At 60.4% G+C, this 12,133-nt stretch carries 10 protein-coding genes; 8 read left to right on the top strand and 2 right to left on the bottom strand.

The features are described from left to right. Positions 1-2 precede the first annotated feature (2 nt). Complete coding sequence (locus AC1D1J_RS04570; protein ID WP_477693992.1) at positions 3-833, top strand: enoyl-CoA hydratase/isomerase family protein; 831 nt, start codon at positions 3-5, stop codon at positions 831-833. Continuing rightward, positions 820-2,373 carry a malonate--CoA ligase gene (locus tag AC1D1J_RS04565; protein WP_477685409.1) on the top strand — a complete coding sequence of 518 codons (1,554 nt, stop codon included), beginning with the start codon at positions 820-822 and terminating at the stop codon, positions 2,371-2,373. Before AC1D1J_RS04570 ends, AC1D1J_RS04565 begins: the two co-directional genes overlap by 14 nt. A 9-nt stretch (positions 2,374-2,382) precedes the next feature. Here AC1D1J_RS04565 and AC1D1J_RS04560 read toward each other — a convergent pair whose 3' ends face one another. Beyond that, the gene (locus AC1D1J_RS04560) at positions 2,383-4,518 is read right to left on the bottom strand and encodes an acyl-CoA dehydrogenase (RefSeq protein WP_477693991.1); all 2,136 of its coding nucleotides are present in this window, start codon (positions 4,516-4,518) and stop codon (positions 2,383-2,385) included. A gap of 241 nt (positions 4,519-4,759) precedes the next feature. On the opposite strand from AC1D1J_RS04560, the gene AC1D1J_RS04555 reads away from it, so the two are divergent. The 4 genes from AC1D1J_RS04555 to AC1D1J_RS04540 all read left to right on the top strand — a co-directional run bounded on the left by AC1D1J_RS04555 (position 4,760) and on the right by AC1D1J_RS04540 (position 8,986). After that, a complete protein-coding gene (locus AC1D1J_RS04555) occupies positions 4,760-5,923 on the top strand; it encodes an extracellular solute-binding protein (protein WP_477685411.1) in 1,164 nt (387 codons plus the stop codon). A 101-nt stretch (positions 5,924-6,024) separates the two neighbouring features. Beyond that, complete coding sequence (locus AC1D1J_RS04550) at positions 6,025-7,128, top strand: ABC transporter ATP-binding protein (RefSeq protein ID WP_477693990.1); 1,104 nt, start codon at positions 6,025-6,027, stop codon at positions 7,126-7,128. Positions 7,129-7,152: 24 nt separating this feature from the next. Next, positions 7,153-8,094, top strand: coding sequence for an ABC transporter permease (locus tag AC1D1J_RS04545; protein ID WP_477693989.1), 942 nt, complete (start codon positions 7,153-7,155; stop codon positions 8,092-8,094). 61 nt (positions 8,095-8,155) lie between these two features. Further along, positions 8,156-8,986, top strand: coding sequence for an ABC transporter permease (locus AC1D1J_RS04540; protein WP_477694469.1), 831 nt, complete (start codon positions 8,156-8,158; stop codon positions 8,984-8,986). Here AC1D1J_RS04540 and AC1D1J_RS04535 read toward each other — a convergent pair. Continuing rightward, positions 8,931-9,878, bottom strand: coding sequence for a DMT family transporter (locus tag AC1D1J_RS04535; RefSeq protein ID WP_477693988.1), 948 nt, complete (start codon positions 9,876-9,878; stop codon positions 8,931-8,933). The genes AC1D1J_RS04540 and AC1D1J_RS04535 overlap by 56 nt on opposite strands. Positions 9,879-10,059: 181 nt before the next feature. On the opposite strand from AC1D1J_RS04535, the gene AC1D1J_RS04530 reads away from it, so the two are divergent. Both AC1D1J_RS04530 and aceA read left to right on the top strand, forming a co-directional pair. Then, on the top strand, positions 10,060-10,491 hold the full coding sequence (locus AC1D1J_RS04530; RefSeq protein ID WP_477693987.1) for a gamma-glutamylcyclotransferase family protein: 432 nt from the start codon (positions 10,060-10,062) through the stop codon (positions 10,489-10,491). 316 nt (positions 10,492-10,807) lie between these two features. Further along, positions 10,808-12,127, top strand: a complete 1,320-nt coding sequence (gene aceA / locus AC1D1J_RS04525) for an isocitrate lyase (protein WP_477693986.1) — start codon at positions 10,808-10,810, stop codon at positions 12,125-12,127. Positions 12,128-12,133: the final 6 nt, after the last annotated feature.

Below are 12,133 nucleotides of genomic sequence, written 5' to 3'. Positions count from 1 at the left end.
TGATGACCGGTGTCGTTTTACTGGAAGTGAAAGGCCCTGTTGCCTTTGTGACGCTGTCCCATCCCGGCAAGCTCAATGCCATGTCTCGCGCCATGTGGCGCGAGTTGCGTACGGCGTTTGAGCGCATCCAGCAAAGCGCAGCGTTGTGTTGCGTGCTGGTGCGGGGAGAGGGCGGGCAGTTTTGCGCGGGCGGCGACATCTCCGAATACGCCGGCTTTCGCTTTGAAGAAGCGGGCCTGCGCGCGTTTCATGAAGACGATGTATGGGGCGGCTTGCAGGCCATGCTGGACTGCGACGTCCCCATCGTCGCGCAGATCGAAGGCAACTGTATGGGCGCCGGCGTTGAGATCGCCAGCTGCTGCGATATCCGCATTGCCGGTGATACGGCAAAGTTTGGTGCGCCCATCGCTAAGCTCGGTTTCCCGATGGCGCCGCGCGAGGCTGCGCTGGTGATGCGTGCCGCCGGAGAGCTGACCGCTCGGGAGATGCTGCTTTCGGCTGCCGTTCTGGGGGCCGCCGAGATGAAGCAGCGCGGCTTTCTCAACCAGGTTGCGCCTGGCCAGGACGTCGAGGCCCTGGTTACGGCTTGTGTGGATCGTACCTGCGCCCTTGCGCCTGGCGCCGCGCGCCTGAATAAACAGGCATTCAGGGCTCTGGCGCCCATTGGATCGGCGCGACCAGCTACTGATTTGATAGCAACAGCCTACCGTTATGCACCTTCTGCCGAGCACCGCGAAGGTATTGCCGCCTTCACCGAAAAGCGCCCACCCCGGTTTGATCGCCGGGCGGCCGAAATTCCAACCATAGCCAGCCTGACCCATGAAAAACCATAACCTGTTTGCAGCGCTTCGAGCCGCGTTTCCTTCTTCGCTCAATGAAGTCGCCGTCGAAACCGACAACGGCCTCTGCTATTCGTGGCGCGACCTCGAGCGCGGCACCGCGATGATGGCCAACCTGCTGGCCTCGCTGGGGTTGCCTGAAGGGGCCAGGGTGGCGGTACAGGTTGAGAAGTCGGTGGAAGCCATGATGCTTTACCTGGCGACGCTGCGCGCCGGCTATGTGTTTTTGCCGCTCAACACCGCCTACCAGAGTGCCGAGATCGAATACTTCGTCGGCAACGCCGAACCTTCCGTCATGGTCTGCAGCAGCAAGAATTTTGGCTGGGTCAGCAAGATCGCCTTCAAGGCCGGCACGCAGAACGTGTTCACACTGGACGATGACCGCACAGGCTCGCTGCTGGACCGTGCGGCGCATTGCAGCGACCAGCATGAAGTGGTGGCACGGCAGGCGGACGACCTGGCCGCCATCCTCTACACCAGCGGTACCACGGGCCGCAGCAAGGGCGCCATGCTTTCGCACGGCAACATGCTGAGCAATGCGCTGGTGCTCAAAGATGCCTGGGGCTGGACGGCTACCGGAGGGCCCGAAGGCCGTGGCGATGTACTGATCCATGCCTTGCCCATCTTTCATGTCCATGGCCTGTTTGTCGCGATTCATGGCGCGCTGATCAACGGCAGCAAGATGATCTGGCTGGCCAAATTTGACCCCAAGCTGGTGGTGAAAAAGCTGCCCGAAGCCACGGTGTTCATGGGCGTTCCCACGTTGTATGTGCGCCTGTTGGCCGAGCCGGGGCTGACCCGCGAAGCCTGCCGTAACATGCGGCTCTTTGTGGCGGGGTCGGCGCCTTTGCTGATCGAGACCTTCAACGAGTGGAAAGAGCGCACCGGCCACACCATTCTGGAACGCTACGGCATGTCGGAAACCGTGATGCTCACGTCCAACCCTTACGAGGGTGCCGAGCGGCGCGGCGGTACGGTGGGCTTTGCGTTGCCCGGTGTCAGCCTGCGTGTGCAGGACGAAGGCGGTGAGTCCTTGCCGGCCGGTGAGATCGGCGGCATCCAGGTCAAGGGCCCGAATATTTTCAAGGGCTATTGGCGCATGCCGGAGAAGACAAAAGAAGAGTTCACCGCAGACGGCTACTTCAAGACCGGCGACGTGGGCAAGATCGACGAGCGCGGCTACATCGTCATTGTGGGCCGCAGCAAGGACCTCATCATCAGCGGCGGTTACAACGTCTATCCCGCCGAAATCGAAGGCTATATCAACGACATGCCTGGCGTGGCCGAAAGCGCGCTGGTTGGTGTGCCGCACCCGGATTTCGGCGAGGTCGGCGTGGCTGTCGTGATCGCCAAGCCGGGCGTAGTGCTGGAGGGCAGCATGATTGTGGGCGAACTGAAATCGAAGCTGGCCAACTTCAAGATTCCCAAGAACTGCTTTGTGGTCAGCGAGTTGCCGCGCAACACCATGGGCAAGGTGCAGAAGAATTTGCTGCGAGAGCAGTACAAGGGATTGTTCGCCCGGGCCGCGGCTTAAGAACAGGTTCTAAGGCGCAAAGTCGTCGACCTGGATCACCTTGTCGGCGGCGCGTAAATAAGCCAACGCCAGATCCGGGCGGCTTGAGGCTTGCGCGGCGTGCTCCATGGACTGATTGCTGCGCACGGCCTTGTTAAGCGCCACGGTTTCTTCGCCGAGCTGCGTTGCCAGATCGAGCGCATCCATCAGGTCGCGTAGCCCACCGCTGGTAGGCGTTGCCAAGTCAGGGCACAAGCGTTTCACCACGACGGGGTGGGTTCGCAGAAGTTTGGCCAGCTCCAGCAACTGAACATCGCGAAGCGGTGCCAGGCGTGTGCTGCGGTTTAGCACCAGCGCACCCACTACACGCCTTAGCGGCGAAGGAAAGTTGGCGTAGAGGGCCTCCAGCGTATTGCCGGCTTCATCGAGCTGCACGCGAATGGCCGCCTGCGCGACCGGCAGCATGTTCGTATCCTTGTCGAAGGCATAGTGCCAAAGGCAGGCGCTGGCCATGTAGAGATGGGCCAGCACATCGCCCAGCCTTGCCGACAGCAACTCCATGCGTTTGAGCTTGCCGCCCAGCAAGCCCATGGCCAGGTCGCAGGTCAATGCGTACTGGCTGCTCAGGCGGGCGATCAGCCGGGCTTCTTTTTCGAGGCCCAGGGGTGGCGTGCCTTGCACGGGTGCACCGGCGATGCTGTGCCAAAAGTTACGCAGCACGTGCCCGCCATGGCCGATCAGCGCTTCCCCCAGCGCCTGCGCATCGTTGCTCTGCACGGCTTGCATTTCCTTCATCACGTAGGGGTGGCAGCGCACCGCGCCTTGTCCAAAAATGATCAGCGAGCGGGTCAGGATGTTGGCGCCTTCCACGGTGATGGCAATAGGCGCGCCACGGTAAGCCACCGACAGCAGGTTGGATGGCCCCTGGATGATCCCCTTGCCGCCCAGGATGTCCATGCCGTGGTTGACGGCGCGCCGGCCAGCTTCGGTCAGGTGCACTTTCAGGATGGCGCTGGCCACGCTGGGCTGCTCGCCCTTGTCGAGTACGGCGGCGGTGTAGCGGCGTGCGGCGTCCGTCGCATAGAGTTCACAGGCCATTTCCGCAATCACGCCGGCAATCGCGTCGAAGCGGCCGATAGGCAGGCCGAACTGCTCCCGCACCTGGCCGTAACCGTTGGCCACGAAGAGCGCCGTTTGCTGCATTGCCGAGCCAAGCGCCGGCAAGGAAATGGCTCGCCCTGCCGCCAGGCATTCCATCAGCATGCGCCACCCCTGGCCGACCTGCTGCTCGCCGCCGATGATCCAGTCCATGGGGATGAAGACCTCCCGGCCTTCGATGGGGCCATTCATGAAGGCGGCGTCCATCGGCCGGTGCCTTCTGCCGATCTGCATGCCGGGCTGCGGCACCGGAATCAGCGCGCAGGTGATGCCCAGGTTGCGCGGGCCTTCGGGCAGGGTTTCGTCCACCGCGTTGAAGGCCAGGCCGACCACGGTGGCGACGGGCGCCAGCGTGATGTAGCGCTTGGAGAAGTCCACACTGAAGCCGCGCACCATGACGCCGTCGATCTTCCGTTCGACGAGGACGCCCCGATCGGGGATGGACGCGGCATCGGAGCCCGCATAAGGCGAGGTCAATCCGAAGCAGGGCAGGTCGCGGCCATCGGCCAGGCGTGGCAGGTAGTACTCTTTTTGCGCCGCCGTGCCATAGCGCAGCAGCAGCTCGGCCGGGCCAAGCGAATTGGGCACCATGACGGTCACGGCGGCTGAAATGTTGAGGGTGGCGATGCGCGTCACTACCGTGGCATGGGCGTAGTGGCTGAACCCGAGGCCGCCCCACTCCTCGGGAATGATCATTCCGAAGAAGCGCTTGCTGCGCATGAAAGCCCAGACTTCGGCCGGCAGGTCGCCAGCCTGGTCGATGGCGAAATCGTCCAGCAATGCGCACAGCGCAGTGACCTCGTTGTCCAGGAAAGCCTGCTCTTTGGCGCTGAGCAGGTTGGGTCCGGCAGCCAATAGGGCATCAAAATGGGGCGTTCCCGAGAACAGCTGGCCTTCGAACCCGACTGTGCCCGCCTCCAGCGCTGCCCGCTCGGTGTCGCCCATGACGGGCAGTGCACGGGCAAAGGGTTTCATGGCGGCCTGGCCTAACCATCGGGTCAATCCCATGGGTTTCTCCTGAGCTGAAAGTAAGGCAGTTGCCCCTAGCGTATGCAGCGCAGGCCAATTGGGCAGCCGTCCTTGGGCGTATATGGCTGTAGGCGAATTGGCCCAGATGCCGGGCTGCTGTGGAGGCCCCGGGGAGAAAAAGTTCCCGCGGCCCTAACCCTCTTATACAATTGCTCCGGTCTGATTTTTGCTTGAGTTTCCTGGTTTTTACTTCCAAGTTTTAAGAGGAGTTACGGACATTATGAAAAAGCATCTTGGCTATCTGGCGATTTCAACCATCCTGGCAGCCATGCTGGCCGGTTGCGGTAAAAAAGAGGAGGCACCTGTCGCTGCCGCTCCGGCGCCCGCAGCAAGCGCACCCGCCGCTGCTCCCGCCGAAGAAAAGGTGCTCAATGTCTACAACTGGCCTGACTATGTCGCCAAGGACATGATCGCCAACTTCGAAAAAGAAACCGGCATCAAGGTCAATTACCAGACCTTTGAAAACAACGAAGCCCTGCACGCCAAACTGGTGGCAGGCAATACCGGCTACGACATCGTGGTGCCCGGCGCCGTATTCGCCAAGCCGCAAATCGACGGCGGCCTGCTCGCCAAGCTCGACAAGTCCAAGGTCGCCAACTACGGCAACCTCGACCCGGCCATCATGGAAAAGCTGGGCACCATCGACCCGGGCAATGCCTACCTCGTCCCCTGGGCCTGGAGCTTCACCACGGTCGGCATCAACAAAGCCAAGGTGACCAAGGCGCTGGGCTCCACCCCCATGCCTGAAAACGCATGGGACCTGGTGTTCAACCCGGTCTACACCGCCAAGCTCAAGTCCTGCGGTATTGCTTACCTCGATTCGCCAACCGAAGTGCTGCCGCCCGCCATGCATTACCTGGGCAAAAACGCCTATTCGAACGACCCGGCCGACCACAAGGCAGCCGCTGAAATGCTGGCCAAGGTGCGTCCGCACATCCGCATGTTCTCCAGCACCATGATTGACGACCTGGCCGGCGGCAAGGCCTGCGTGGCACTGGCCTGGGCAGGCGACATCAACATCGCCCGCGGCCGTGCCCTTGAAAACAAGAGCGGCAATGATGTCGAGGCCCTGTTGCCGAGCACCGGCGGCCTGATCTTCTTTGACACGCTGGCCATTCCGAAGGATGCCAAGCACCCGAACAACGCGCTGGCTTTCATCAACTACTCGCTACGTCCGGAGGTGTCTGCATCTTTGACCAACGAGCTGGGTTACGCCACCGCCAACAAAGCCAGCCTGGCCAACGTCAAGCCCGAGATCGCCAAGGACAAGGCGGTATTCCCCGATGCGGACAATCTGAAGAAAATGGTGTCTCCGGCCAGCTTCAGCAACGAAGCGCGTGAATCCATGAGCAATGTGTTCACGGCCTTCAAAAAAGGCAAGTGACGCTCTACTGATCTCTGGCAAGCGCTGATTTCAGTGTGACCCCCGGCTGTGCATGCAATGTGTTGTGTGCGCAGCTTTTTTCTTGGTGAGAACCCCTGTTCATGAATCTACCCCTCCCGGTCGGTGACGGATTTTTGCGGACCGAGCAGCTGGTCAAGCGCTTTGATGGCGTGGCGGCGGTGGACGATGTGTCCCTGTCCATTCACAAGGGCGAAATCTTTGCGCTGTTGGGGAGCTCGGGCTGCGGCAAGTCGACTTTGCTGCGCATGCTCGCCGGATTCGAAAAGCCGACTTCCGGCGCGGTCTTCCTGGACGGTGTGGACATCGCATCGTTTCCGCCTTACGAGCGGCCCATCAACATGATGTTCCAGTCGTACGCGCTGTTTCCCCACCTGACGGTCTGGGACAACATTGCCTTCGGCCTCAAGCGCGAAGGCATGCCCAAGGGCGAGATCGAGGCGCGCGTGCAGGAGATGCTCAAGCTGGTTCAGCTTGAGACCTTTGCCAAACGCAAGCCGCACCAGCTTTCAGGCGGCCAACAGCAGCGCGTGGCGCTGGCGCGCAGCCTGGCCAAACGTCCCCAACTGCTGTTGCTCGACGAGCCGCTGGGAGCGCTGGACAAAAAGCTGCGCGAGCGCACGCAATTCGAGCTGGTCAACATCCTGGAGTCCGTGGGTGTAACCTGCGTGATGGTGACGCACGACCAGGAAGAGGCCATGGCTATGGCCTCCCGTATCGCCGTCATGAGCCATGGCCGTGTCCTGCAGGTCGGCACGCCCAAGGAAATCTACGAGCACCCCAATTGCCGGTTTGTGGCTGACTTTATCGGCAACGTCAACATGCTGGAGGGTGAGCTCACGCTCGATGAGCCGGACCGCTGCGAAGTCACGACCGACCAGGGGGTGGTGAACGTCGGGCACGGCATCAGTGGCACGCTCGGAATGTCCGCCGCCATTGCCGTGCGTCCGGAGAAGATCCATATCGCCAAAACACGGCCGGATGTGAACGTCAACCTGTTCACTGGCAAGGTGCGGGAGATTGCCTATTTCGGGAGCTACAACACCTTTATCGTAGAAACTGCCAATGGCCGCACGGTGAAGATCACAGAGACCAACACGACGCGCCATGAGAGCTCCCTGATCACCTGGGATGACCGGGTGTTCTTCTGGTGGGACGACTCAGCGCCGGTGGTATTGACGCAGTAGCCGGCCCATAACAACACCTGTGCGATGAGAATTCCTTCCTGGCTACAACTCAACCTGGGGCGGCGCTTCGTGATCGGCGTGCCTTACGTCTGGCTGCTGCTGTTTTTTGTATTGCCCTTCCTGATCCTGCTGCGGATCAGCGTGACGGACATGGGCAATGGCGTGGACCCCTTTGCGCCGCTGATCGAGACGGTCGAAGGTTCCTGGCATGTCATGCTGCGCTACAACAACTACGCCTCGATCTTCATCGACAGCGCGGCCGATGCAGTGGGCGGTTTCGGCAATACCATCTACATGGAGGCCTACAAGACCTCGCTAAAGTACGCCTTGCTCACTACGTTGTCGTGCCTGGTGATCGGCTACCCATTTGCCTATTTCATCGCCCGGTCCCGGCCCGCCATTCGCCCGGCCCTGTTGATGCTGGTGATGCTGCCGTTCTGGACGTCCTTTCTGCTGCGCGTGTACGCCTGGAAGGGCATCCTGGCCGACCAGGGTGTGCTCAACAACCTGCTGATTTCGCTGGGAATCATCCAGGAGCCGATGGTGATGCTCTACACCGACATATCCATGCTGGTGGGCATGACCTATGTGTATTGCCCCTTTATGATCCTGCCGCTTTACGCCAACCTGGTGAAGATGGACTTTCGCCTGCTGGAGGCGGCCCATGACCTGGGCGCCAGCGCCTGGAAGGCTTTCTGGCTGATCACTGTGCCGCTCAGCAAGTCAGGCATCATCGCCGGCTCGATGCTGGTGTTCATTCCCAGCGTCGGCGAGTTCGTGATCCCGTCGCTGCTGGGGGGCGCTGAAAACATCATGATCGGCCGCGTGGTGTGGGACGAGATGTTCAGCAGCAACAACTGGCCGCGCGCGTCCGCGCTGGCTGTCGTGATGATCCTCCTGATCCTGGTGCCGCTGGCGTTTTACTACCGCTCCAGCAGCGACCGCGGCGCGCAAGGACGGCATTGACATGAAAAACGTGTTGAGAACACTCCTCCGCTTTCTGGAAAACAACGTCAGCCGGATCTGGATGGGTCTGGTGTACCTGTTCCTGTACATCCCGCTGATTTTCCTCATCGTCTTTTCTTTCAACAGTACCCGGCAAGACGGTGTTTTCACCGGCTTTTCCACGCGCTGGTACGAGGCGCTGCTGTCGGACTCCCGATTGGTGGAAGGCTTTTTCCTGTCGCTCAAGGTGGCACTGATCACCGGCACTCTGTCGGTGGTGCTCGGCAGTTTTGCTGCATTCGTGCTGGTGCGTTATCTGCGCTTTACCGGACGCACCCTGTTTTACGGGCTGGTGAACGCCCCGCTGGTCATGCCCGAGGTCATCATCGGTCTGGCCTTGCTCCTCTTGATGGTCGCGGTGCAGCGGACCATCGGCTGGCCGGACCGGGGCTTCATCACCATCGTGACGGGGCACACGCTGCTGGGCATGGCCTACGCCACAGTAGTGATTCAGTCGCGCCTCAGTGAAATGGACCGCACCCTGGAGGAAGCCGCCATGGACCTGGGCTGCCGGCCGGTGCAGGTGTTCTTCCTCGTGACCCTGCCTAGCATTGCACCGGCACTCGTGTCGGCCTGGCTGCTGACCTTCACGCTGTCGTTTGACGACGTGGTGATTTCCGAGTTTTTGTCGGGCCCGGGGGTGACGACTTTGCCGCAGGTGATCTTCAGCTATGCCAGGCGCGGGGTGAACCCGTCGATTTACGCGGCCGCCACGATCCTGATCACGGTAGTGTCGCTGGGCATCATTGCCTACAGCGTTTCCGTGATGCGCCGGCAAAAACGGCTGGATCGGGAGATCAGTGCGGCGGCTCGACCGGAACAGGCGTTCCCGGACCCCGTCCGGGCAAAGTAGCCAGCACCACGCCCGTCAGGGCGATGGCAAAGGCGCCCATTTGCGTGGCATTGAGCTTTTCACCCAGAACCAGGACACCCACCGCTGCGGCGCTTACGGGCAGCAGTACGGTGAAAACGCCGGCCTGGTTCGCCGGAATCGTCCTGAGCCCGGTCATCCAGAGCCAGACCGTCCATACGCTGGCCGCCAGCGAATAAAACAGCAGCAACAGCCACGCGGAAGGCGCCACCTTGCCAAAGTCAAATCCCCAGGCCATCCAGAGGCCGAAAGGGGTGACAAGGGCAAACCCCCAGAGGTTGATCAACGCAGTGATGCGTTTGGGGCTGAGCACGCCCGTCAGTTTCTTGCCGATCACGGCATAGGCCGCTTCGCATAAAACTGCACCCACCAGCAGCAAATTGCCCAGCCAGGCATTTCTGTGTGCCAAATCGGCCTCCAGCCCAATACTGGCGGGCGCAACCAGCTCATTTTTTGATAGCGAAACCAGCCCGATGCCGATCACGGCGCAGGCTACTGCACCCCACACACGCGCACCGATGCGCTCGCGCAAAAAGAACCAGCTCATCAGCGCAACGGCTGCCGGAATGGACGCCATGATCACACCGGCCGCAACCGCGCTGGTCATGCTGACGCCAAACAGCATGCAAATGGAAAACAGGAAATTGCCCAGAAAGGATTCCAGGAACAGCAGTCGGCCGGTTTGCCGGCTCATGGGGACTTCGCCTGCCGGCTTTTTCAGCCAGTGCAGCATAGCCGTGCCCCCGATGCCGAAGCGCAGCCAGGCCAGCAAAAAAACGGGGAAGGCGATGACGAGGGGTTTGGAAAGCGCCACATAGCTGCCAACGAGAGACATGCTGAGTGCCAGGCAGGCGTAGGCCACGAATCGGTTCATTAAACTGGAGGCTCCTGTGGTGCGGAGCCGGCGCGGGCCCTGCGGTTGTGCTGGCCGGAAAGCGGTCAGGCAGAGGTTGAAATCATGCCTTAATTTTCTAATGGGTATGGCTGCGCACCTTGCCGGGCAAGCCACAATCCAATCACTGACATCTCTCGCGACGTCCTGAAACCTTCCAGCAATGCCTCAGCCTCTCGTCCGTTATGTTTTTGTTTATGGCACCTTGCGCAAGGGCGAGCAGCGCGATATCAACCGCCTGCAGCCGCCACCCCGCTGGATAGGGCGCGCCCGTGTGGCGGGCGTAATGCACCACCTGGGCAGCTACCCCGGCCTGACACTGACCGGCCCGGGTACGGTTTACGGTGAGGTGTATGCCGTGTCGCCCGAACTTGAGCGTGTACTGGACGAGATCGAAGAGGTCTGGCCGCAGCAGACTGGTGAGTACACCAAACGGGAAGTGGCCGTACAGCTGGAACCGGCATCGGAGTCCGGCCAGCCAGGGCACGCGACGGAACTGGTGTGTTTTCTCTATGAGATCGCCCCTGAGCGGATTCATGAAAAACCGGTGATTGCACTGGGGGATTGGGTTCTGCATCGCACCAGCGACAGCTGACCCGGCTGTGAGGACTGGCCCTTGGAATGCGAGCGTCTTGCGGTGACGTGGCCTGCCAATCAGGGGCGGGCGGTTCTATTTCACAATCCAATAAATCAATTTCGCAATGCGGGATAAGTAAATGCTGCAGTGCAAAATTTTTTCTCAATATGGGAGATGGATTTTTGTATTACGGGATAATCATTAAATGCCGTTGATTTTATTCAGCTTTATTTTTATCTTATATAAGACATAAGAGCTTCACAAGGTCTTGTAGAAGACTTAAAGTTGATCCATCGAATTCGCCATTTCTTTATTTCAACTTACGGAGCCCACCATGCCGCAAACCTTGACCGAACAATTAAGCCGTGATCAGCAAATTTCTGCCCTGGAAAAAGACTGGGCCACCAACCCACGCTGGAAAGGTATCAAGCGCGGCTACAGCGCTGCCGACGTGGTGCGTCTGCGCGGCTCTTTCCCGATTGAGCACACGCTGGCCCGCCGCGGTGCTGAAAAGCTGTGGGACCTCCTGCACAACGAGCCTTATGTGAATTGCCTTGGTGCGCTGACCGGCGGCCAGGCCATGCAGCAGGTGAAAGCTGGCGTTAAAGCCATCTACCTGTCGGGCTGGCAGGTTGCTGCCGACAACAACAGCTACTCCGCCATGTACCCCGACCAGTCGCTGTACCCGGTGGACTCGGTTCCCAAGGTCGTTGAAACCATCAACAACACTTTCCGCCGTGCGGACGAGATCCAGCACTCCAAAGGCATTGATGCTGGCGACAAGGAGTACATCGATTACTTCGCGCCTATCGTGGCGGATGCCGAGGCCGGTTTTGGCGGTGTCCTGAATGCATTCGAACTCATGAAAGCCATGATCAAGTCTGGCGCTGGCGGCGTGCACTGGGAAGACCAGTTGGCTTCAGTCAAGAAGTGCGGCCATATGGGCGGCAAGGTATTGCTGCCCACCCGCGAGTCTTGCCAGAAACTGATCGCCGCCCGCATGGCTGCCGACGTCTGCGGTGTGCCTACGCTGGTGATTGCCCGCACCGACGCGGAAGCCGCCGACTTGCTGACCTCCGACTACGATGAGATCGACAAGCCTTTCCTGACCGGCGAACGCACGGCTGAAGGTTTTTACAAGACGCGCAAAGGCCTGGAGCAAGCAGTAGCCCGCGCTAACGCCTATGCCCACTATGCCGACCTGGTGTGGTGCGAAACCGGTACGCCTGACCTTGACTTCGCGAAGAAATTCGCCGATGCCGTGCACAAGGTTCACCCCGGCAAGATGCTGGCCTATAACTGCTCGCCGTCTTTCAACTGGAAGAAAAACCTCGACGATGCGACCATCGCCAAGTTCCAGCGCGAGCTCGGCGCGATGGGTTACAAGTACCAGTTCATCACGCTCGCCGGCATCCACTCCATGTGGTACAACATGTACGACCTGTCGCAGGACTACGTCAAGCGTGGCATGACGGCATACATCGAGAAGGTGCAGGAGCCCGAATTCGCAGCACGCGACCGCGGCTACACCTTTGTGTCGCACCAGCAGGAAGTTGGCACCGGTTACTTCGACGAAGTGACCACCGCGATTCAGGGCGGCAAATCCAGCGTGACCGCACTGACCGGCTCTACCGAAGAAGAGCAGTTCCACTGATCCGGT

This window comes from Polaromonas sp. P1_F8 (assembly GCF_056405635.1).
Note: the sequence above shows the minus strand (reverse complement) of the source record. Positions and strands in the feature narration are given on the sequence as shown.